This window comes from Streptomyces sp. GMY02 (assembly GCF_019056675.1).
Taxonomy (GTDB): Bacteria; Actinomycetota; Actinomycetes; order Streptomycetales; family Streptomycetaceae; genus Streptomyces; species Streptomyces odonnellii.
This window is the reverse complement of sequence record NZ_CP077658.1, coordinates 8,395,844-8,417,175: the sequence shown is the minus strand read 5'-3', so window position 1 is coordinate 8,417,175 and position 21,332 is coordinate 8,395,844. Positions and strand designations below refer to the sequence as shown.

General features: G+C 68.9%; 14 protein-coding genes and 7 pseudogenes. 11 read left to right on the top strand and 10 right to left on the bottom strand.

The window, feature by feature from the left end; genetic code table 11:
* Positions 1 to 38: 38 nt before the first annotated feature.
* The 3 genes from KQY30_RS35470 to KQY30_RS35460 form a co-directional block, all read right to left on the bottom strand.
* Positions 39 to 1,265: a DUF6236 family protein gene (locus KQY30_RS35470; protein WP_217310572.1), complete on the bottom strand. Its 1,227-nt coding sequence runs from the start codon at positions 1,263 to 1,265 to the stop codon at positions 39 to 41.
* A gap of 49 nt (positions 1,266 to 1,314) precedes the next feature.
* Positions 1,315 to 2,358 carry a hypothetical protein gene (locus KQY30_RS35465; RefSeq protein WP_217310571.1) on the bottom strand — a complete coding sequence of 348 codons (1,044 nt, stop codon included), beginning with the start codon at positions 2,356 to 2,358 and terminating at the stop codon, positions 1,315 to 1,317.
* A gap of 1,105 nt (positions 2,359 to 3,463) precedes the next feature.
* Complete coding sequence (locus KQY30_RS35460; protein WP_217310570.1) at positions 3,464 to 4,780, bottom strand: MFS transporter; 1,317 nt, start codon at positions 4,778 to 4,780, stop codon at positions 3,464 to 3,466.
* An 88-nt stretch (positions 4,781 to 4,868) separates the two neighbouring features.
* On the opposite strand from KQY30_RS35460, the gene KQY30_RS35455 reads away from it, so the two are divergent.
* Complete coding sequence (locus KQY30_RS35455) at positions 4,869 to 5,846, top strand: helix-turn-helix transcriptional regulator (protein ID WP_217310569.1); 978 nt, start codon at positions 4,869 to 4,871, stop codon at positions 5,844 to 5,846.
* A 4-nt stretch (positions 5,847 to 5,850) separates the two neighbouring features.
* On the opposite strand, the pseudogene KQY30_RS35450 reads toward KQY30_RS35455, so the two are convergent.
* Positions 5,851 to 6,482, bottom strand: a pseudogene (locus KQY30_RS35450) (IS5 family transposase); the annotation flags it as partial.
* Between KQY30_RS35450 and KQY30_RS35445 the strand changes: the two are divergent.
* Positions 6,483 to 7,124 (top strand): annotated as a pseudogene (locus KQY30_RS35445) (alpha/beta hydrolase); the annotation flags it as partial.
* A 123-nt stretch (positions 7,125 to 7,247) separates the two neighbouring features.
* Here KQY30_RS35445 and KQY30_RS35440 read toward each other — a convergent pair.
* Positions 7,248 to 7,721 carry a carboxymuconolactone decarboxylase family protein gene (locus KQY30_RS35440; protein ID WP_217310567.1) on the bottom strand — a complete coding sequence of 158 codons (474 nt, stop codon included), beginning with the start codon at positions 7,719 to 7,721 and terminating at the stop codon, positions 7,248 to 7,250.
* A gap of 135 nt (positions 7,722 to 7,856) precedes the next feature.
* On the opposite strand from KQY30_RS35440, the gene KQY30_RS35435 reads away from it, so the two are divergent.
* The 3 genes from KQY30_RS35435 to KQY30_RS35425 all read left to right on the top strand — a co-directional run bounded on the left by KQY30_RS35435 (position 7,857) and on the right by KQY30_RS35425 (position 10,415).
* A complete protein-coding gene (locus KQY30_RS35435) occupies positions 7,857 to 8,849 on the top strand; it encodes a pirin family protein (protein ID WP_217310566.1) in 993 nt (330 codons plus the stop codon).
* A complete protein-coding gene (locus KQY30_RS35430; protein ID WP_217310565.1) occupies positions 8,846 to 9,187 on the top strand; it encodes a GNAT family N-acetyltransferase in 342 nt (113 codons plus the stop codon). The genes KQY30_RS35435 and KQY30_RS35430 overlap by 4 nt, the downstream gene beginning before the upstream one ends.
* Before the next feature lie 220 nt (positions 9,188 to 9,407).
* Positions 9,408 to 10,415 (top strand): MFS transporter, encoded by a 1,008-nt coding sequence (locus KQY30_RS35425; protein ID WP_217310564.1) that lies wholly within the window; start codon positions 9,408 to 9,410, stop codon positions 10,413 to 10,415.
* A gap of 806 nt (positions 10,416 to 11,221) precedes the next feature.
* Here the strand turns inward: KQY30_RS35425 and KQY30_RS35420 are convergent.
* Together KQY30_RS35420 and KQY30_RS36960 are read right to left on the bottom strand one after the other, a co-directional pair.
* Entirely contained in the window at positions 11,222 to 12,520 is a 1,299-nt protein-coding gene (locus KQY30_RS35420; RefSeq protein WP_217310563.1) for a hypothetical protein, read from the bottom strand.
* A gap of 276 nt (positions 12,521 to 12,796) precedes the next feature.
* Positions 12,797 to 13,162 (bottom strand): annotated as a pseudogene (locus tag KQY30_RS36960) (glycerol-3-phosphate dehydrogenase); the annotation flags it as partial.
* A 218-nt stretch (positions 13,163 to 13,380) separates the two neighbouring features.
* Between KQY30_RS36960 and KQY30_RS35410 the strand changes: the two are divergent.
* The 3 genes and pseudogenes from KQY30_RS35410 to KQY30_RS35400 all read left to right on the top strand — a co-directional run bounded on the left by KQY30_RS35410 (position 13,381) and on the right by KQY30_RS35400 (position 18,005).
* Positions 13,381 to 14,892: a GMC family oxidoreductase gene (locus KQY30_RS35410; RefSeq protein ID WP_217310562.1), complete on the top strand. Its 1,512-nt coding sequence runs from the start codon at positions 13,381 to 13,383 to the stop codon at positions 14,890 to 14,892.
* Positions 14,893 to 16,054: 1,162 nt separating this feature from the next.
* Positions 16,055 to 16,963 (top strand): annotated as a pseudogene (locus KQY30_RS35405) (transposase family protein).
* A 157-nt stretch (positions 16,964 to 17,120) separates the two neighbouring features.
* Positions 17,121 to 18,005 (top strand): IS982 family transposase, encoded by an 885-nt coding sequence (locus KQY30_RS35400; RefSeq protein ID WP_217311515.1) that lies wholly within the window; start codon positions 17,121 to 17,123, stop codon positions 18,003 to 18,005.
* A gap of 26 nt (positions 18,006 to 18,031) precedes the next feature.
* Here KQY30_RS35400 and KQY30_RS35395 read toward each other — a convergent pair whose 3' ends face one another.
* Together KQY30_RS35395 and KQY30_RS35390 are read right to left on the bottom strand one after the other, a co-directional pair.
* Positions 18,032 to 18,463 (bottom strand): DUF4240 domain-containing protein, encoded by a 432-nt coding sequence (locus KQY30_RS35395; protein ID WP_217310561.1) that lies wholly within the window; start codon positions 18,461 to 18,463, stop codon positions 18,032 to 18,034.
* A gap of 38 nt (positions 18,464 to 18,501) precedes the next feature.
* Positions 18,502 to 18,636: pseudogene (locus KQY30_RS35390) on the bottom strand (IS5/IS1182 family transposase); the annotation flags it as partial.
* Between the two features lie 211 nt (positions 18,637 to 18,847).
* Here KQY30_RS35390 and KQY30_RS35385 point away from each other — a divergent pair.
* The 3 genes and pseudogenes from KQY30_RS35385 to KQY30_RS35375 form a co-directional block, all read left to right on the top strand.
* Positions 18,848 to 19,027 (top strand): annotated as a pseudogene (locus tag KQY30_RS35385) (IS5/IS1182 family transposase); the annotation flags it as partial.
* A 122-nt stretch (positions 19,028 to 19,149) separates the two neighbouring features.
* Positions 19,150 to 19,448, top strand: a pseudogene (locus KQY30_RS35380) (pyridoxal-phosphate dependent enzyme); the annotation flags it as partial.
* 128 nt (positions 19,449 to 19,576) lie between these two features.
* On the top strand, positions 19,577 to 20,146 hold the full coding sequence (locus KQY30_RS35375) for a hypothetical protein (protein ID WP_217310560.1): 570 nt from the start codon (positions 19,577 to 19,579) through the stop codon (positions 20,144 to 20,146).
* On the opposite strand, the gene KQY30_RS35370 is transcribed toward KQY30_RS35375, so the two are convergent.
* Positions 20,109 to 21,254 (bottom strand): acyltransferase, encoded by a 1,146-nt coding sequence (locus tag KQY30_RS35370; RefSeq protein WP_254407483.1) that lies wholly within the window; start codon positions 21,252 to 21,254, stop codon positions 20,109 to 20,111. The two genes, KQY30_RS35375 and KQY30_RS35370, sit on opposite strands and share 38 nt — an antisense overlap.
* Positions 21,255 to 21,332: the final 78 nt, after the last annotated feature.

Below are 21,332 nucleotides of genomic sequence, written 5' to 3'. Positions count from 1 at the left end.
AGGGACTCACCCACCCGGGACCCGCGGCGCGCCGGGCGTCAGCCGCGCGCCGCCGGGCCCGCGATACCGGTCATCCGGTCCAGGGTGCGGGACAGCATGCGGCGCTGGCTGAGGGCATTCCCGGTGTGCAGCAGATACGCGGCCGGGCCCGCGGCGGCCAGGGCCGTGCCGCGCGCCTGGCGGGAGGTGTGGCCGATGGCGAGCAGCCCGAACCCGGCGGCGACGGCACCGGCCACGAGCGGCTGGCCGGCGAGCCAGGCGCCGCCGGCCAGCGTCACGCTGGACGGAAGCTGCGTCTTGACGTTGACGGCGGCCGTCGCGGCGCCGAGATTCATCCCGGCCAGGCACTGGCGTAACTCGTCCAGGGGTAGGGCAAAACGGTCGTTGACCTCGTTCCGCAGATAGGCGTCCAGGGTGCGGCCGTCCGGGATGTCCGCCAGGGACGCCAGCTCGGCGGCGGCCTGGCCCACCGCCTGGCGGAAGGCGAGAAATTCCCGGCCGTGGCGCCGACGCAGCCGTACGATCTGCTCGGCGGACACTCGGTCGATGTCCGCGGGCACCACGAGCCCCAGGGCGAGGATACCGATGCGCTCGGCCAGCGACGGCCCGGCCTGCGCCGCCGCCTTCGTAGCCGCCTGCATGGGCGTCCGCAGCAGATACCCGGCCAGCAGATCGGCCGACCAGCCGTTGGCAAGGGCGAACGCATGTGGCTGATCGGTGGTCAGCTCCAGGTGGTTCGCCGAGCCGAACTCCTCCGCGAGGCAGCTCATGTACAGGGACACGAAGCGCTCGCGCAGGACCAGCCAGCGCGCGTCCACCTCCTGGGACAGCGTCAGCCGCCCCCGGACCGCCAACCCCGCCTCCACCAGGGCCCGCGTCAGATCGGGACGAACCTGGCTCTCGTGGAGCGCGGCCAAGCGAGGACGGTGGGGTGCCGTGGCTGAGGTGCCTGACGCGGAGTGGTCGAAGGCAGCCATGTCACGCTGCTGTACGCGCAGCCCGGCCCGCAGGGCACCCTCGTGACCCGCGAGCAGTTCGAAGAAGCGCGGTGCGATGGCGTCCACCGCGACCGCGGGGTCGACGTTCTCGATGAAGCCGGCCTGGTCGGCTAGGACGCGCACGGTCCGCGAGTCACGGACCGCGTAGTCCTCCGGGACGATGCGCACGATGGCGGGCCAGTACAGCGCGGATATCTTCAGCCAACGCTCGTCGCGGACGTGGAAATACGGGTAATAGAGGCCGAGGCCGGATGCGGGGCCTGGCACGGTGACGGTCAACCTTCGTCCTCTGGTCTGCGAACCGCGGGGGCCGGTACTACACGGCCGCCGCGAGCCGGTCGAATTCGGCCCTGTTCCTGTCGAGCTGTGCACGGTAGACGCCGGCGTCCACGTCGAATCCGCGGGTGCGCGCGTACTCCAGGCAGAGCCCCGCGCGATGCATGGTCACGACCGTGCGGAAGAGGTCCCTGGCCCGGCGGTCCTCCCCCTCGTCCGAGGCGATCGTGGTGACGTGGTCGCGATTGCTGTTGAGCATGACAGCCTCAATGGTGTGCATCGGCCCGCGGCCCGGGCCCGCGCCGCTGTCCTCCGTCATGCCGAGGATCTGGAAGAAGGGGCCGCGCAGCAGCACCTCCTTCTCGTACGCGTACGCCGACAGCCCGTCCACGGGCACGGCACACATCGACGTGACCGTGCTCGCCGGGAAGGCGGAGCGGTAGGCGCCCAGGAGTTCCGGCGGCAGCCCGGCGACGTCGATGCTCCAGAGCAGCGGGCGGCGGTCGGGAAAGCGCCTGGCGGTCTCCCAGGCGAAGGCCGTCGCCTTCTCCTGGCTGCGGCTGGCCGACATCATGGCCAGAGGCACCGAGAGATAGCGCTGCTCAACCGGACCTGCGGCGGCTCGGGTGAAGGCCGCCAACTCCTCGGCGGTGACCGCCATGCCCCGGTAGACGGTGCCCTGAAAATTGTCGGCCGTGCGGTGCCTGTGACGGTAGTTGAACAGGTCGATGCTCAAAAGCTCCACGAGGAACGCGGCACTGCGCAGGGCGACAGGATCGCCGGTCAGCGACACGGTGCGGAAAGCGGTGTTGATGGTGCTGAAGATACGCTGGTATCCGGCATCCGAAGTGTAGAGACGGACCGCACTGTAGTCCTCCGGCTGCGGACCGCTGTCCGCCCGGCGGTCGGCCCAGTCCTTGGTACTGGCGAAAAGTTCCGCCAACTGGCCGTCCAGCTCGGGATCAGTCGCTGCCCCGGAATCCGGATTCACCCGCTCCATATAGGCACGCAGTTCCGCCATGAAATCGGGATAGCGATCCCAGTGGATGCGGATGTCGTTGATCGCCCGCCGTACCTCGGACATCCGGCTCTGCACATTCGTCCCGGAAAAGAACGGGCGCCGGTCCTCCAGCATTCCGCTGGTGCACAACGGCTGGAGCTCCGACCACCCGGAAAACCTGCTGAGACTGCGTTCCGCTGCCACGGCCCCTCCCCTCCCGGCCATGTGCTGACCGGCCGCGCGGCTTCGGCCCCCATGGTAGAGGCCGCACCCCGGCAAGGTGTCAGTATTCGTCCACGTCGAAGGCCGACCCGTTTCGCATATGACTGCGGCACGAATACCCGAGGCAATAGTGTTCCCGAAAACAGCGGGCGGGCGGAGTACGACGGCGGCGCTCCCGGCCGGTGTCCCCGCCCACCGCGGCGCTGAGCTTCTGGACGGCCCTGACATCAGCTCTCTTCGTGGCCTGGAGCCGGCCGGGATGACCGTTACGCGGCCGGACGTTCTCGTCCGCGTATTGATCCCGGCGCTGGCGCAACGACGCGAGCGGACCTGGCTTCGTTCACTTCAAGCGGCAGTGTCTGTCCATCGGTTCGGGCGTCGGTGGGCAGTCGACGGTGGCCGGAATGCCCACGACAAATGGCTCTGGCTCCTTTTCCATGGAGGGCTGACTGAGTGTGATGTCGGTGGCGCGTGGTGAGATGGCCGGACTATGTGGTCAGTCGTGAATGACTCCGATCGAGTGCAGTGGCACTACACCCCCTTCGAGAGCGTGGGCCCGCTCCGATTCGGCATGAGTCACGAGGAAGCCGACGCTGCGATGGAGCTGCAGGGGTTCACTGGAACCGTCTCCTCCGTGCACCAGCGACACGGCGACCTTGTGCTCCAGGCCGGCTTTCATGAGATGACCGCCCGGCATACGCAAGGGCTGTCACTGTCTACTACAGGGAATCCGGCGGGCTGGCCTGCGTAGTTGTCGACGCACTGTGTGGACCACTGGTCTCAATGGACGGGATGCAGTTGGTTGGGCAGATGCCTCCGAGCTGACGAACCAGTTCCACGATTATCAAGAGGGGCGCGGCATGAGCCCCATGGTCTCTGTCGAGGGTGATGCGGCGTCGGACGAGCAGGCGTGGGGGTGGGGGGCGGGGGGTGCGTGCCAGTTCACGGCCGACCCGACCTGCGACGGTTACTGCGCAGGAGAACTACACGCATGCTGTTCGGTGCCGTTCTCTGATCCCGTTGAGCAGTTCGGGACGGGGACCAGGGAGGTGGGCGAGTGCCAGGTGAGAATCCAGCCGGCGGTAAGCGCCACCGCACCGCCTGCCAGGGCGATTGCGCCGCCTGTTCCAATGGCTGCCGCCACCGAGCCCAAGCAAACCGGCCCGACGCCCTGTAGCGTCATGCTGCCGGAGCCGAGCAAGCCGAAGGCCTGGCCCTGGCCATCCCGCGGCAGGGCGTCCAGGAACGGCCGTTGCAGGCCGAGACCGTAGGCGTATCCGAGGCCGCTAATCAGCAGCAGACAGGACGAGAAGCCCACTCCGGGCTCGGCAGCAAAGCCGATCAGCGGCAGCCCCGCCAGCGCAATCAACGGGACTACCAGTCGCTCCCGGGCGCGTGGCCGTAGCAGTCGGCCCACCAGCAGGTCACCGACAAGCATGCCAACCGGCAGACAGCCCATCAGCACCGCGTACCAGCCGGGCGCGAAGTGGCGTTCTCCCGCGTAGGCGACGATCAGGCCTTCCGCGCCCGCTACGAACGCGGGCGGTAGCCACTGAGCCAGCATCAGTCGTCGCACCGTGCGTCCGCGCAGCAGCAGGCCTGCACCATGCAGGCTTGCACGGACGGCCCCGCTATCGCCCCCAGCGCTGCCGGGTGTGCCGCCGAACTCTCCCGGCTGCAGCCGGGGCAGCCGGATGCGGACAGCGAGCGCGCAGCCGAGGTAGAGGGCGGCGCTTACCGCGAGCGCACGGTGCGGGCCGAGTACCGCGACGACCGCACCACCCAGCGCCAGACCGAACAATTGCGCGCCGGAGGCAGCGATGTTGTTCAGTGAACGGCCCAGTACATAGGCGTCGCCCTCCAGCGACTGCGCGACCAGCCGACTCGACGCGCCGTGAAACACCGGTGTGGCGAGGGCGACCAGCGCCACGACACCAAGGCTTGCCGCGACCGGCATCCGCACCACGGCGAGCAGCAGGGCGGCGGCACACGTCAAGGCGTAGCCGCCCGTGATCAGCGCGCGGGGCGGCAGTCGGTCGGCCAGTGAGCCCAGCAGCAGCGAGCCGAACAGCTGCGGGATGAAGCCGATGCCGAAGGCCACTGCGCTCAGCAGCGCGGAGCCAGTGGCCGAGAAGACCAGAACCGTGAACGTGGTGATCCGCAGCGCGTCCGCAGTGATCGCGACGGTGCGGGTTGAGAAGAGCAGCCGGAATCGCGGCTCGGCCAGCACCTCCCGATAGGTGGCACGGTGGTTGCCCTGTGCGGGTTCGGCGGTTGGGGCCATGACGCCCAGCCTCGCCGTGCGCCCACGCCGCTCACCAATGATTCGTCGCTGGACGAATCGGAACAACGTCCGGCGATAGCATGGCAAAGTGCTGCGCTTCGAAGTCTCCGTCGAGGACCTGCTGCGCAGCCGGTTCGCCCTGTCGCCCGCGCTGGACCTCTGCCTGCTGCTGCGCTCGCTCATCGGCCAGGGCCAGCCGCTGCCGCGAGCTTGGGCCGCCCGGCTCCTGCCGACCTTTGAACGGCTGCGCCGCGAGACCGAACTGGACGCCGCCCTCGCTCTGCAGGCCCCGCGCGGCGGACCGAACTTCGTCGCCCCGCCCCCGCGTGGTCTCAACCAGACCTGGGCGGAAGACCTGGCCACGATCAGGGCCACGCCGCTGGAAGCGGCCCGCCGCGAATTCGCCACCACCGCGACCGGCCCGTCCGCCCGCGATCCCCGCGTACGCGCGGTCCTGGACTCGCCGGACGCCGTCTCCAGGATCGCCGAGGCGATGGACCAGGCATGGCACGAGCTGCTCGCCGCGGACTGGCCGCAACTGCGCGCGATCTGTGAGCGCGATGTCGTGCACCGGGTGGGTGTGATCGGCGAACACGGATGGGCCACGACCATCGAGAGCCTGCACCCGGGCATCGCCTGGCATGCAGGCGGTATCGAGATCGACTTCTTCCGAGGCGGAACAGTCCGCCTCACCGGCGACGGGCTCCTGCTGATCCCTTCGGTCTTTGTCGGGCATATCGCCGCCCACCTGGAAGACCCCTGGCCCAGGACCTTGGTCTATCGTGCCCGCGGCACCGCCGCCCTGTGGGGCGAAGAGGAAACCGTCCCTCAACCGGACACGCTGACCGCTCTGGTCGGCCGGTCCCGAGCCCGGCTGCTGTTGGCGCTGGACGCCCCGGCCAGTACCAGCCACCTCGCCCGAAGCCTCGCCATGGCACCCGGTGCAGTGGGAGACCACCTCGCCATCCTGCGAGGCGCGGGACTGCTCGTCCGCGCCCGGTCCGGACGGTCCGTGCTCTACCGCCGCACCCCGCTCGGCGAGGCACTGGTCGCCGGTACGGGCTGAGGGCTCAGATCAGCACTGCTTTCTTGAGGCGCCGCCAGCAGATGACTGCGCAGCCGAGGGTGAGGAAAGCCTCGTGAAGGTCGTCCCGTATCTCCCAGCGAATCCGCAGGCGGCGAAACCAGTGCGGGTGGGCGAACGCGAGCTCCACAACCCAGCGTTGGGTTCCGAGACCAGAGCCGTGCTCGGTGCCACGGCGGGCGATGACCGGCTTCACGCCGAGGCCCCAGACGAGCCAGCGGTACTTATCGTGGTCGTAACCGCGGTCTCCGAATACGACGTCCGGGCGGCGGCGTGGTCGACCGCGCTTGCCGCGCACGGGTGGTACCGCTTGAAGCAGCGGGATGAGCTGGGTGATGTCGTTGCGGTTGCCGCCGATCAGGGTGACCGCGAGCGGGATGCCGGTGGAGTCGGTAACCAGATGGTGCTTGCTGCCGCTTCTACCCCGGTCAACAGGGCTTCGTCCCGTCTTGGAGCCCCCTTTGGCGCGCGGATATGGGAGCCGTCGACGACGGCCCGGGACAAGTTCAGGGGGTCCGCGCTGCGAAGCTTGGCGACCTCGTGCAGCCAGGGCCACACACCGGCCTCGGTCCACTGGGCCAGGCGCCTCCAGCACGTCTTCCCCGAACCGAAGCCGAGCTGATCGCCCGCGGCCTGGACGTGGTGGCACCGGCGGTGCCCAACCGCAGTCCGGTCGGCGACTCCGCCTACATCGCCTCAATCGTCCGTGAGATACCCGGTCCGGTCATTCTGGTCGGACACTCCTACGGCGGTGCCGTCATCACCGTCGCCGGCGTGGAGGACAACGTCAGAGCTCTGGTCTACCTGGCCGGCTACGCCTTGGAGGAGGGCGAGAGCCTGGGCGAGCTGCAGGGCCGCTTCCCCGACTCCGACCTTGCCACCGCGCTGGTCTGCACCCCCTTCCCGGTCGAGGGCTCCACCACTCCCGGCACCGACGTGTCCGTCCGGATCGACAGGTTCCCCTCCATCTTCGCTGCCGACGTCGACCCCGGCCTCACAGCCGTCCTCGCCGTCTCCCAGCGTCCGCTCGCCGCGCAGGCCTTCACCGAGAAGGCACCGGCGGCCGGGTGGAAGACCAAGCCCTCCTGGGGTCTGGTCGCCACGGCCGACCACACCATCAACCCCGATGTGGAACGTTACGGCTACCAGCGGGCCGGCATGACCAGCGTCGAGATCGACTCCTCGCACCTGGTGATGTGCGCCCATCCGGAGCGCGTCGTCGAGCTGATCGAGGAAGCTGTCCAGGCCACCGTCCACTGACCTGGGCCCGGTCCGCGCTTCCCACGCGGTCGCCGTGAGCGACCCACCTCCGTTCACCGATCTGGTCCCGCGCGCTGGCCGGTGAGCGGACCGGGGTGGCGACCCCCGCCGGGGAATCGGGCGTCAGGGGACGCGGTGCTTGCTCAGGATGGAAACCCGGTTGAACGCGTTGATGGTGATCGCCACCCAGATCGTGGCGGAGATCTCGTCGTCGTCGAGGGCCTGGCGAGCGGTTTCGTAGGCGTTCTCCTGCGCCACGGCGTCGGCGGGGTCGGTGGTGGCCTCCGCGAGGGCGAGTGCCGCGCGTTCCCGTGCCGTGAAGAGTTCGGTGTCGCGCCAGGCGGCGAGCACGCCCAGTCGCTGGGGGGTCTCGCCGGCACGCAGTGCGGCCCTGGTGTGCACGTTGAGGCAGTAGGCGCAGCCGTTGATCTGTGACACACGGAGGTTGATCAGCTCTACGAGCCTGCGGTCCAGCCCTGCCTCCGCGGCGGTCGCGCGGACCGCGTCGGCCGTCTCGACCAGGGCGTGGTAGGCCTTGGGGCTCTGCTTGTCGATGTAGACCCGCCGGCTCGCGGGGTCTGCTGCCGTGTCACCCAACGTGGACTCCTTCGGGGCCGTTCCCGGCCCTCGCTCTGCCGTGCATGTGGTGCCTGCGTGCGGTGGGGGCAGGCGCCTTACTATCTAGCCTGATTATTGAATATGAAATCACCTTCGGATGTGAAAGGGCGTGCGATGAGCAACGTCGAAGCGGATCCCGCCGCACCGCGCCGCGACGCCGCGGACCGCGGTGAGGCCGCGTCGCAGGTCGAGGTGCTGACCGCGCGGGACGTCCCCTTGGGCGGGCCGAGAGCGATGACGGTACGGCGCACCTTGCCGCAGCGCGCTCGTACGCTGATCGGAGCCTGGTGTTTCGCCGACCACTACGGTCCGGACAACGTCGCCGACACGGGCGGGATGGACGTCGCTCCTCATCCGCACACCGGCCTGCAGACCGTGAGCTGGCTGTTCAGCGGGGAGATCGAGCACCGCGACAGCCTGGGCAGCCACGCGCTCGTACGGCCCGGTGAGCTGAACCTCATGACCGGCGGGTACGGCATCAGCCATTCGGAAGTCTCCACCGCCCGCGCCACGGTCCTGCACGGCGTCCAGTTGTGGGTGGCTCTGCCCGAAGAGCACCGGCACACCGCCCGTGATTTCCGGCACCATGTCCCGAGCCCGGTCCGGCTCGGCGGAGCGGACATCAGGGTGTTCCTGGGATCCCTCGCCGGTGACACCTCTCCCGTACCGACCTTCACACCCCTGCTCGGCGCCGAACTCGTCCTCGATCCGCGCTCGACGACAACGATCCCGGTGGATTCCGCCTTCGAGTACGGCCTCCTCGTCGATCACGGGGACATCCGCCTGGCCGGAACCCTGCTGCGCCCGGCGGAACTGGGCTACCTCGGTCCGGGAAACGACACACTGACGCTGGCGAACGATACGTCCGCGCCCGCTCGGGCGGTGCTGCTCGGCGGGACACCCTTCGAGGAAGAAATCGTCATGTGGTGGAACTTCATCGGCCGCGACCACCAGGACATCGTCGCGGCCAGAGAAGCCTGGGAGAACGCGTCCGACCGCTTCGGCAGTGTCAGCGGTTACGACGGCGACCGTCTTCCCGCGCCCGCCCTTCCGAATGCCACCATCACGCCGCGCAAGAACCCGAAGCCGCTGAAAGGCACACGATGACACAGCCCGCCGCCGCTCCCGCCGTCCAGCGTGTGGACGCCAGGCACCGGTACGAAATCCTGGTCGACGGCATGACCGCCGGCCTCACCGCGTACCGCGACCGCGATGACCAGCGCGTTTTCTACCACACCGAGATCGAGGACGCCTTCGCCGGCCAGGGCCTGGCGTCGCTCCTCGTCCAGCAGGCCCTGACCGACGTACGCGCCTCCGGGAAGCGCATCGTGCCGGTCTGCCCCTACGTGGCCAAGTTCCTCAAGAAACACGACGAGTTCGCCGACATCACCGACCCTGTGACCCCCGAACTCCTGCAGTGGCTGAAGACCGCGCTGCCGCGGTGACCGCCCGCGCCACCGCCGTTTCCAACGCCTTCGGAACGGTGCGCGGGCACGCTCATCTCCGATCGAGATGACTGAAATCCCGAACCATCGCGAGCGGCGAGGAAGCATCGAGGGGCGGACGGACGCTTACACCTGCGTGACGGCATCGAAGACGCTGCCGATCACCGCACAGCGCTTCCGTCCGAGCCAATCGCCGGCTCCCCCCGCCAGGAAGGTGCACATGTCCAAGAAGGTGCACACGTCCGCGTCGTCCGACATCCGGAGCCCGCGCGAGCCCGCGACCGCCGAGGCCCCGCACGGTGTTCCGGGCTGGCTGGTCGCGCTCCTGGCCGTCGCCACCGGAATGACGGTCGCCAACCTGTACTACGCCCAGCCCCTGTTGTCCTCGCTGAGCGGTGTCTTCCACACCAGCACGGCCACCGCCGGCGCACTGATCACACTCACCCAGGTCGGCTACGTGATCGGCATGCTCTTCCTGGTCCCGCTCGGCGACCGGCTGGAGAAGCGCAATCTGATCACCGTCCTGCTGGCGATCACGACCCTCGCTCTCGTGGCGGCGGGACTAGCCACCAGCTTCCCCATGCTGCTGACCGCCTCGCTGGTCAGCGGCGCCACCTCGGTCGTCGCCCAGATACTGGTGCCCTTCGCCGCCGGTCTGGCGCCCGACCATGCCCGGGGCCGTATCGTCGGCCGGGTGATGAGCGGCCTGCTCACCGGCATCCTGCTCTCCCGCACCCTGAGCAGCCTGGTCTCCGACCTCACCGACTGGCGCGTCGTCTTCCTCGGCTCCGCCGTGCTCATGGCCCTGCTCGCCGTGGCCCTGCGCGTGGCCCTGCCGCGGCAGGCGCCGACCACCTCCATCCCGTACCACCATGTGCTGCGCTCGACCGTCCGGCTGGTCCGCACACACCCGGCGCTGCTGCGCCGCGGCCTCTACCAGGCGGCGATGTTCGGCGCCTTCAGCGCCTTCTGGACGACTGTCTCCTTCGTCCTGACCGGTCCCCGTTTCCACTACTCGGAGATCGGAGTCGGTGTCTTCGCGCTGGTCGGCGCGGCCGGAGCGTGCGTTGAGCCCGGCGACCAGGTGGGCAGGTCCTCTCGCGCGGCCACAGTCGGCTTGGCGCCACCCGGGACGACCAGTCGCCAAGAGGCCCGGGGCGGCAGTACCTCCTCTATCCGCCAGTCCCCCCCACGACTTCCAGCCCCGCGCGCCGCAACAACTCTATGAGCCTGTCTTTCCCACCCGTCATGGGAACTCGTCGTGCCCGGAGCGTTTCTCAGTCGTTCCAACGACCACGCTTCGTCGAACAGGCAGTTCAGGAAGTCGCTGAGCGCGGCGCGCCGTTCGTGCTCGGAGGTGGAGTCGCAAGCACGGGCCCACTCACGCGCCAGGATGACCGACGTCGGTGAGCTGTTCCAGATCCGCAACCCTGCAAAACGCATCGCACGTCAGTTAGATCTCCCGCAGCTCCAGCACGCAGAACTCGTTGCCCTCCGGGGCGGCCAGAACTGTCTGCGGTAGGTCGCCTTGGCCCACACACTGGCGGGCGTCACGCCGAGCTCTTTCAGGCACGCGACCAACTCCGCGTGATGGGCCGCGGAGCCGGCGGCGAGTTCGATGCGCGCGCGGTCTTTCACTGTTTCGGGGTCCGGGAACAGCGATGACATCGACGCAGTCGGCGACGGGGGCGGACCAAGCGGAACCCGCGGGCCTGACGCTGGTCGCACCGGGTCCCTCGCTGGAAACGCCTCAGTCGAACGCTCCCGCCCAGAACCGGCCCGGCGCCGTGTCATCCCAGGCTTTGAAATTCACCTCACCAAGTTGCAGCGCCATGCCGCAAACCCCATAGCCAAGGGATGAATTGACAGTCGAGACCGCCGGATTCAGACGAAAGGCCGGAAGCCGATCACGACTTCCCACCGGGCCGGGCAAAGGCCGGAGACGCACGTCGCGCGACTGTCAGGAACGGTCGTTTGTGAAAACTGTATCGGCCCCGGGGCCTGTCGCTGCCATCCGGAGGTCATTGTCCCGTCTCAGTCGACACGGTCTCGCAGGCGGTCCACAGCAGAGCGCAGGCGTGGCTCCTCCACTGCGACGGCGGTCTCGTTGAAGCGATCCACGGCGGCCCGCACGTCGTTTTGCATGGCCTCACTGCCGGTCAGGCGGCTCACCCGGACCATGACGAGGAGTGCGGTCGCCCAAGCGTGTCCATGAGCGCTCAGCAAGGCGTGGGACGAGTCAGGGCGGTTACGTAAGATGGCCTGGCTCAGCAGGTGGCTCTCCAGGGCCAGTCGCCAGGCGGCGTCGGTGTGGTGGTCGACAGCGGCGGCGAGGTCGGCGAGGGACCGGGCGTGCGCGGGAGCGGCTGCCTGGTCACGTACACGGGCGGAGACGGAGTAGGACTCTTCTCCGGTCAGCGCCCGGCGCAGTACGGCGACCCCGACCAGTCCGGTCGCGGCGCCGGCCGTACGCAGCGCCTCGTCCAGGGAGCGCGGGTGCGGCCGTGTGAGGATGCGCTGCTCCTGCTCCACGGCCGTGGATGACAGCTCGGCGGCGCGGGCCAGGAAGGGCCGGGCCTCTGCTGCGCGCCCAGCCGCACGCAGATGCACGCCCATGCGGGCCAGCGCCGCCGCGAGGTCCCCCCAGCCCTGCCCAACGGTGTTCAGTACGAACTCGTCGACGGCCAAAGCCGCGGGCCAATTCCCCTTGGCCGCCTCCAACATGGAGGCGGTGTCCGCGGCCATGTCAATCATGTAGCCAAGGTGGGCGGATGGATCGGCGTTCACAGCGGCGACGCCCTCCTTGTATCGGGCCAGGGCCTGTCCGGCACAGGCCAGAGCCTGGTCGGTGTCGCCGTGGACCCGGTGGACGACCGCGGCCTGGCTCAGGACGCGCGCCAGGTCGAGGGAGCGCGGCGGTCCCTCGTGGTGAACACCCCGCCGGGCGTACGTCGTCAAAGCCCGGTCGATGTCCGTCAGCGCCGACACGGGGTGCCCTGCAAGGCTGTGCGCACCGGCCCTGCGCGCCTCGACGTCGGCGATCAGCAGGTCCACTTCCGGTTGCGCAGACCTGCCGTAGTGGTACTCACTGTCCTCAAGCACCTTCGCGGCCTCGTCCGGCTGTCTGCCGGAGACAAGTGAGGAGCCCAGGGAGTACAGCACGGCGGCGAGCTTCCCGTGCACCGCGGGATCATCCGGATGCCGTCTCAGCCGGCGTCGCAGCATGCCCTCGGCGCGCCGGTGTACGGCAAGCGCCTCCCCGATCTGGCCCGACTGCTGCGCCGCTGTGCCCGTCCAGAACAGCCGGTCGACCCTGATCTCCCACCGTGCCATCGCGGACCCTCCTTGATGATCACTGTGCGACTCAACTGCCTTCCCCTACAGCAGTATTACGCACTGTTCAGGTGTGTAGGCATATAACCCATCGCACGGCGTACTGCGGGTGGGGCCTCGGTGATGACCAGGACGACCGCGCTGACAGCGATGGCGAGGAAGCAGAGCAGGGGGATCGAGCCGTACGCGTCTTTGTCCCACGGACCTGACAGGCGGATCGGTTGAGGCCGTTGCTCCCGCCGCTCGCCGCCTACACGGAGGCTGTCGGCATCCTTTGGTCTCGGTCAGACCCCGGGTGATGTGAGCGGCCTTGGTGTTGTCGCCGAGGCCGTGCCTGTCAGCGGTACCCACGGCCGGGGCGATGACGTTCTCGGCTGCTCCGCCGAGTTCGCAGCCGGTGACGGCGGTGCTGGTGCAGGGGCGGAAGTACGGAGTGTGGCAGGCGGCTCGGAGCCGGAGGGCGACCTCGGGGTCCGCGCAGGCGACAACGCTGGCGGCGGGCTGCCGGCGGACGATCTCGTCGGCGAGGTGGGGCGGGAGAGGACCGCGATCCGCTCGGGCCCCGCGCCTGTGATGTCTGCGATGACTCGCTCATCCGTTTGGCCTGCCGAGTTCGACGCCCTTCACCAGGGAGACGAGGACTGCGGCCCGACCGAGCACCGCACCATCCACACCGCTCCCGCCGACCCCGGCGCGGCCCAGATCTTCTACATTCGGCCATTTTACCAACAGAGTAAGGCATAGTGGGACAATTTAAGGGGCCGTGGGGTTAGCGCGGGTTCGTTGTCCGATCCGCAGGCGAGTGGCTGGAGCCTCAGAGGGACAGCCAGCCAGTCGTAAAAGATTGAGGGAACGTGCTCATGACTGAAGCTGCGCAGGATTTCGACTTCGTGGTGGTGGGGGCCGGCACGGCGGGTTCCGTACTGGCATCGCGTTTGTCGCAGGTCCCGTCCATCCAGGTGCTGCTGATCGAGGCAGGACAGGCCGAAGGGCCCCCGGCGATGGCTGTCCCGGGCGCCTGGGTCAGCCTGTGGGGCAGTGAGGCGGACTGGGGGTTCCACACCGTCGCACAGACGGGGCTGAACAACAGGGAAATCGTCTACCCGCGCGGCAAGGTGCTGGGAGGCTCCAGCGCCATCAACGCGATGATGCACGTACGCGGCCATCCCGCGGCCCTCGACGCGTGGGACGTCCGCGGCTGGGGATCCGCCGATCTGCTGCCGTACTACCGGCGCTGTGAGCACACCCAGGGACTCGACCCCGCCTACCGGGGAACCGGAGGGCCGGTGCGCCCCAGGGCCGTGGACGTCCCGCACCCCGCGTCCCAGGCGGCCTTCGAGGCGTTCCGGGACCTCGGCATCCCCGTGTCGAACGACATCAACGGTGCGGACCCCGAGGGCATCACCTGGACGGAGCTCACCGTGGACGACGGGGTCCGGCAGTCCGCCGCCGACGCCTACCTGACACCCGCCGCCGGCCGCCCCAACCTCACCGTGGCCACCGACGCCCTGGTGGTGGGGCTGGCCTTCTCCGGCGACCGGTGCACAGGGGTCCGCTACGTCAGGGGCGGGGCCGAGTCCGAGGCGAGGGCCACGCGCGAGGTGGTGCTGAGCGCCGGAGCCGTCGGCTCGCCGCACCTCCTGCAACTGTCCGGGGTGGGACCCGCGGACATGCTCCGCGAGCACGGCATCAAGGTCGTCCAGGATCTGCCCGGAGTCGGCGCCAATCTGTCCGACCACCCTGTGGCAGTGGTCACCTACGCGGCGGACATGACCCCCGGTGACAGCAACCACATCGATGTCTTCGCCGCCCTACGCAGCAGCAAGGACATGCCCCGGCCCGACCTGCACATCCTGTTCATGGACGTGCCGCTGGCACCGCCCGACCTGGCCAGTGGCTACACCATGATCGTCGGCCTGCTGTCGCCGTACAGCCGTGGTTCCCTCACGCTGGTCTCGGGAGCCCCGGACGTCGCGCCCGCCATCGATCCCGGCTTCCTCACCGACCAACGGGACGCCGACCGCATGATCGCCGGTCTGCGCCTGGCACGCCAGGCAGGCAGTGCGAACGCCCTCCAGCCCTGGCGCGACCACGAGGTGCTCCCCGGCCCGGCGCTCCAGAGCGACGACGACCTGCACGCCTACCTGCGCGAGGGGATCATCTCGTACGGTCACACCGGAGGCACGTGCCGGATGGGAACCGACGTCGCCGCAGTGACCGACGAGCACCTGCGAGTGAAGGGGATCGAGGGCCTACGGGTGGTCGATGCCTCGATCATGCCGACGCTGCCCGAAGCCAACACCAACGCGACCGTCCTTGTGATAGCCGAGAAAGCCGCGGACCTGATAGCCGGAACCTCACCCGCTTCGTAACACCGACCACTGTCCACCCCTGCCGCCAACCCGCACACCCCACGCACCACCGTCGCGGACATCCTGAACGGGCTGCACGCGGCGGAACCGGTCTGGATCGCCGAGAAGCGAGAAGGCCGGCGGGCCCGACGGGTTCCTGGCCGCAGCGGCCGCCGTCCCGGTGACGAAGACGAGGACGAGGACGACGGTGTGGTGCGGCTGCTGGACGACGAACTCGGCAAACGCCCCGATCCCGCGGCCGCTCTGCAATCCTGACTCGACTCCCCCACCACCGGAGAGATCCCCTCCCGCTCCGAGGTCCACCGCACCAGCTACGAAATCCCGCTACCGCACCCTGGAACACCTGCCCCAGACTCCCGCCGACGAGATCCGCGCCCGCCACGAACCCGAAGCCGCCCTGAAGATTCTGCTGGACCACTGCGGGCACAGCACAGGACGTTGGGAAGCACGCGCCGCTGCCATGACCTTCGACCACCACAAAGAGAAAATCACCTTCGGTCAGCTCCTCGACTCCCTGCACCCCACACCCACAGGAGCCCAGACATCCTGACCGGACCTCCAGCAGTCCATTGCCTGCATGATGCTCCGCGTGCGCGCAGTCCGCGAGGGGTCAGTAGCGTGCCATGTCGACAAAGCGCACGTACGTGCCCTGATAGGCGGCGGCGAGCGCGGGTCCACCAGCCTGCCGGGCTCGGCTGCATAGTGGGCAGCGAGCGCATGGCGCAGCCCTCCAAAACGGTCCCCCCAGTGCGCATGCGCCCGCAGGACGCGGCCGCAGTGGCCATGCCAGCATCGGCCGGTTCGGTGGCGGGCCGCGCCCCGGACGGAAGGATCCGCAGTGCCCGGACGACCGTGCGGCCCGCCAACGTGTAGGCAGCCTCGATGACACGGCCTGCTCCAGGCACGTATTCGTCGCCCAGGCCGCCGACCCGGGGCACACGGTCAGCTGGCCGGAGTCCACGTCGTACGCCACGGCGCCGGCGTGCCCGGCCAGTCCCGGACGGCAGCGCAGACACGGAAAGGGCCTCACGGACGAACGGTCAAATGGATCAGCGGACGGTACCACTCGCACTCGCGAGCCGCGGCACCGTACGCGCCGCCTCAGAGCACCCTCCTTCGGCACTACCCTCATAGTGGGTGGCATGATCCAGGTGTGGCGATCATGGTCAGTCGGGCGGTGCTGGCACATCGGCTGTCCACAGGGGTCTCTCGGTGTCATCTCGCCTGCCTGGCCGAGGAGTTGGCAGTGCCGTGGCAAGCCGGCGTCAAGGGCCGCCGCCATGCTGCACGAGGTTGGGCCAGGAAGCGGGCCGCAGGAGCTGGCGCCCGCCACCAGCTGGTGTTCGCAACCGGGTGATGGCCACGCTGATCCATCTGCGGCACGACCTGCCACATTCGGTGCTGAGCCTGCTGTTCGGCGTCGACCGCTCCACCGTCACCGCGCGATCGCAGAGATACGTGCGCTCCTGGCCGAGCGGGGATGCGCGGTCCCCGACCGCCCCGGCCTGCGATTACGGACGCCGGCCGACGTGTTCGCCTACGCCCTGGCCGAGGGCATCGAGCTGCGCCTGGACGCCACCGAGTTCCAGGTCTGCCGACCGTCGGCCGGACGTGGTGGACGGGCGGCGTTCGTCCCGGGGAAGAAGAAGCAGAACACTATGAAGGCCACGGTCGTCGCCGACTGGCGTGGCCGCACGTTATGGACCGATGCCCTGCGGCCCGGACATATGCACGATGCCACGGCCGCCCGCAGGGCATCGCCGTGTGCTTCCAGCACTTCCCCGACGTCGGGGTACTCCTGGACGACGGCTACCTCGGCCTGAGCCGCGACCACCGCGGGCAAGCGATCACACCGCCCAGAAAACCGCGTCCGGGAGCACTGCCCGGCAGAGTCGAACAGTGGGAGCGTGACCGCCACTGGCACTCCTCCGACCGCATCACCGTCGGGCATGCCCTCGCTGATCACAAACGCTGGAAGCAACTGATGCGCTGGACCTACCGCCGCGACCGCCTGCCCGACACCTACCGTGCCATCGTCGGCCTCGTCTCCGACCGCACCATCAACGCCTGAAGACAGGTCACGACCAGGCGAAACACGGCTCACCCGCTATCACGCGGCAACTCGTAAGACATCGTTTCCAATGGTGCGGTAGGAGTGCCTGCTAGATGAATGAGTCCGATGTTTGTGCTGGCCGCGACTATGGCGAAGGGCGCCCGTTGGCTTGGGTGTGAAGACCAGCCTGGACGCCCTTCTGGCGGCACTGTACGTGTTCATCGACGACCATGTGGCCCCTCGTCGCCGGATCGGGCGACCACCGAAACTGACGGACGCCGAACTGCTGTGCCTGGCGGTCGTCCAGGTCCTGCTGGGTTTCCCCTCGGCCCGGCACTGGATCCGCTTCGCGCACGCCCGGCTGGGGCACTTGTTCCGCTATCTGCCCCAGCAGTCGGCCTACAACAAGCGCCTCAACGCCGCCGGACCGCTGATCAGCCACGTGATCGAGGCTCTGGCCCGGCAGGTGCCGACCTGGCACGACGACCTGCGGCTGATCGACTCCACGCCCGTTGCCTGCGCGGCTTCCCGCGAGACCGTCAGACGCTCTGCGCTGGCCGGGCAGGCCGGCTACGGCTACTGCCGCTCCCATTCCCGCTTCTTCTGGGGATTCCGGCTCTACCTGCTGACCACCGCCGAAGGCATGCCGGTGTCCTGGTGCCTGGCCAACCCGAAACCCGGGGAACGGCAGGTGATGACCGCGCTGCTGCAACGCGACCACCACCTCGTCCGCAGCGGTCAGGTGATCCTCGCGGACAAGGGCTTCGCCGGGCGGGAGTTCGAGACGTTCCTCACCGAACGCCTCGGCGTCCATCTGGTACGGCCCGACCGGAAGGACGAGCCCGTCCGCCACGGCCGCCTCGCCCGGGCCCGCCAGTGGATCGAGGCCGTCTTCGACACCCTCAAAGGCCAGCTCAGCCTGGAACAGCACGGCGGCAGAACCCCGGCCGGAGTCTTCGCCCGCACCGGCCAACGACTCCTCGCCCTCGCCACAGCCATCTGGCACAACTGGACCACAGGCGCCAAGACCAAACGATCACTCATCGCCTACGACCACTGAGAACATCGGACTCACTCATCTAGGGGCTATGCGCCAGCCCACCCGGCCGTGTTGGAGTACGACTCGTAGCTGTACCGGGTGCTGCGGTCCCATTCCTCTCCAGTGATGTGCTCGTACGCCTTGTCGGGTACGTAGAGCAGGGCCTCGGCCCAGACGAGATGGCTGGCGTACGGCACGAACCTGTCTGGGTATCGAAGTACGGTCTCGTATTCGTCACGGCCAGCCGCGACGACGGCAGCCCGGGTATAGAGGAACGCATCGCCCGCCAGTCCTTCGCCGTACTCCTTGCGGTCCAACCTGTACAGAGCCCAGGAGAGCTGCTCGGCGAAGCCGATCACGTCAGACATGGGCCCGTTCACCAAGCGTGCTGTCAGGGCGGCAGCGAGCTGTTCGCCCTCGGGATCGGGAGTTGGGGACCGGCATTCTTCAACAAGCTGCCAGAAGACGTCTTCGTTCATGGTGAGATCATGGCGGATGGGTGTGACACCCCAGGGCGTCAGTCGTTCTCCCTCTCCAATCGGCGATAGCCGATGAGGACTGCGGCTATGCCGACGAAGGCGAGGATGCGTTCGGCCCTGCGCTCGTAGCGGCGGTGGAGGCGTCGGCAGCCGGATAGCCAGGAAACGGTCCGTACGCCGCCCTCCTGGGCGTCGCAGGAGATTGCCGACTCGCTCGCGCGGCATGGGTGGTCCGCTCGCCCCGGGCCGCTCTGTACGTGTGGCACCCATGCGCCTTCACCTTCCTCGCCACCGTGGCCTGCGTGCTCTTGCTACCCGCTCACGACGTGTGGGAACACGCGGTGATGTGGGTCTTCCACGCGGACAAGCCGCAGGTCCACGCCCGCGGACAAGGCGTACTCGTCCCGGGCGATCCGAACCCGTCTGCGCCAGCGCGGGATCCGCGCGTTGATCCCCCAGCCCGCCGACCAAGCCGCGAACCGCAAACGGCTCGGCAGGCGCGGCGGACGTCCACCGGCCTTCGATCGCGAGACCTGCAAACGGCGCAACACCGTCGAGCGCTGCACGACGTTCTTCTCGACCAAACCAGAAAGCCAGTCACCATGCACTATCCCGCCACCGACGTGCTCTCCAGCGGCGTCGGCCGCTCCCTCGCATCCGCCGTCGGCAACACACCTGCTGTGTAGATCTCCGCCCCTCTCACCGCGGCCGGGCGCGGCTTCTGGGTCAAGCTCGAAGGCTTCAACCCCGGTGGTATGAAAAATCGCCCGCCCTCCACATGGTCGCCGCAGCCCGCGCCTGAGGCGAGCTGCTGCCCGGGGCTGAGATCGTCGAGTCCAGCGGCGGCACCTTCGGCCTCGGCCTCGCTCTCGCAGGAAAGGTCCACGGTCACCCCGTCACCGTAGTGACCGACCCCGGACTCGAACCGAACATGCACCGGCTGCTGTGCGCCCAAGGCGCCCGCGTCAACCTCGTCACCACCCCGCGACGATCGGCACCAGTGCATTGTTCGCCGTCTCGGGTCTGGCCCCGGTCCCCGGCCAGACCCACATCACCGCCTGGTGCAAACAGCACTGGTCCTCCAGCCGAGCGGTCACGGTCGGGCCGGCACTCATGGGTGCCGCCATCCTGCCGCTCCCGGCGCCCGTACCAACGACCGGGATCGGCCGGACCATCGGCACTGTCGCTCCCGCAGTGGTGTGCGGACTGCTGCTGGCCGTGGCCACGGTGATCGTCTACCCCTTCGAGACGGACACCATCGTCCCCCTCGCCCAGAACCAACTCGTCGCCACCCACTACGCCCCGTACAACACCATCTTCGGCATCGATGTCACGGCGGGGAACCTCCTCACCGGTGCCGCCCCCGACGCCGCCGCCCGCGCCGGGATGCACGCACTTCTCTGGATCTCACGCACGACACTCGGACTCATCTGCGCCGACGCCATCCACCTGCTGTCCCGGCCCGGCCGGCGCTCAGCGACGGGCAAGAAGGAGGTCGCCGAACTCACCGGACGACCCTGGTCGGGAGCCGAGCTGGACTTCCTCCACGCCCACCTGGTCTCCCTGTACGAACTCCTCGATGCCCATGCCCCGGTCAAAGCTGCCGTGGCAATTCTCGGGTCCGGGCGCTCCGCGGTGCCTGTCGTCAAGTGGTCGCCGTCTGCGGGCGCTTGCGGCGGGTGAGTGGTTTCTCGACGAGATAGTGGGAGGCCAGCGCCGCCGCGAACGTGGCGGCGACGGCAGCCGGTACATGCCAAGTGTCCAGGCCCAGGCCGGCCATCAGGCGGCCGAGGGGGTAGTGCCACAGATAGAGGCCGTAGCTGAGGTTGCGCCCGGTCCAGGCGAGCGGGGCCAGGGACAGAACACGGGAGAGCAGGCTGAGCGGCCGGAGTTCCAGCGCCGCGACCACCGTGGCAGAGAGGACGGCTGTCACCAGGAAGCCCACGGTGTACCACGGCACCGTCCAGGTGCTGGTGCCGGTCATCGGTACCTGCCAGACGATCAAAGCCAGCATGCCCATCGCCGGCCAAGCCAGTCGGCCCGCCCATCGCCGCAACGCGGCCAGCCGAGGGTCCTCCGGGTCGAGCCGGGCGACCACCAGAGCGAGCAGCGCTCCGACCAGCAACTGGTCGGCCCGGGTGTCGGTGCCGTTGTAGATGCGGTGCGCCGCGGTCGGACTCCACAGCACACAGCGCCAGAGCACCGGCAGCAGGCAGAGCGCCACAGCGCACAGCAGTACGGTGCGGGGCCTGAAGCGGAGCAGGAGGAGCAGGAGAAACGGTGGCCAGAGCAGGTAGAACTGCTCCTCCACGCCCAACGACCAGGTGTGCCCGAGGAGTGCGGTTTCGTCGGTGTAGAGGCCGGGCTGGGCGGCCCGGACGATGTTGACCAGGAACGTGGCGGACAGAGCTATGGACGTCCACGCGTCCTCGAAGCCCCGGAGTTGCGTGGTGCCCGCGAGGACGGCGCACACTGCGCAGACCACCAGAAGGGCGGGGACGAGCCGCTTCCAGCGCCGCCAGTAGAACGAGCGCATACCGACGGCACCGGTGCGGGCGAACTCGGCGAGCAGCAGCCGGGTGATGACGAATCCACTGATGGTGAAGAAGACGTCCACGCCCAAGGCGCCGCCCGGCAGTGGGCCCGGTACGAAGTGGTAGGCCAGGACCAGGACGACGGCCAGGGTCCGCAGTCCGTCGACGCCCCGTACCCGGCCCTTCCCCAGTGCCGACGGGAATCCGTGCCCACCCCGGACGCGCCGGTCGTCCGGCCGCGGCGGGGCCAGGGTCACGGTGCCACCGGTCCGGACGCCGGAACCGGCGCGGCCTGGTGGCCCTGCGACGTTTCCGACGGGTCTGTCCGAACCGGG

What these genes read in the sequence shown, in the direction of transcription:
- KQY30_RS35465 (WP_217310571.1), bottom strand. Translation starts at nt 2,358, where the DNA reads ATGTCCGAGGTACGGCGGGCGATCAACGACATCCGCATCCACTGGGAT.
- KQY30_RS35460 (WP_217310570.1), bottom strand. Translation starts at nt 4,780, where the DNA reads ATGGCCCCAACCGCCGAACCCGCACAGGGCAACCACCGTGCCACCTAT.
- KQY30_RS35435 (WP_217310566.1), top strand. Translation starts at nt 7,857, where the DNA reads ATGAGCAACGTCGAAGCGGATCCCGCCGCACCGCGCCGCGACGCCGCG.
- KQY30_RS35430 (WP_217310565.1), top strand. Translation starts at nt 8,846, where the DNA reads ATGACACAGCCCGCCGCCGCTCCCGCCGTCCAGCGTGTGGACGCCAGG.
- KQY30_RS35425 (WP_217310564.1), top strand. Translation starts at nt 9,408, where the DNA reads ATGTCCAAGAAGGTGCACACGTCCGCGTCGTCCGACATCCGGAGCCCG.
- KQY30_RS35420 (WP_217310563.1), bottom strand. Translation starts at nt 12,520, where the DNA reads ATGGCACGGTGGGAGATCAGGGTCGACCGGCTGTTCTGGACGGGCACA.
- KQY30_RS35410 (WP_217310562.1), top strand. Translation starts at nt 13,381, where the DNA reads ATGACTGAAGCTGCGCAGGATTTCGACTTCGTGGTGGTGGGGGCCGGC.
- KQY30_RS35395 (WP_217310561.1), bottom strand. Translation starts at nt 18,463, where the DNA reads ATGAACGAAGACGTCTTCTGGCAGCTTGTTGAAGAATGCCGGTCCCCA.
- KQY30_RS35375 (WP_217310560.1), top strand. Translation starts at nt 19,577, where the DNA reads ATGGGTGCCGCCATCCTGCCGCTCCCGGCGCCCGTACCAACGACCGGG.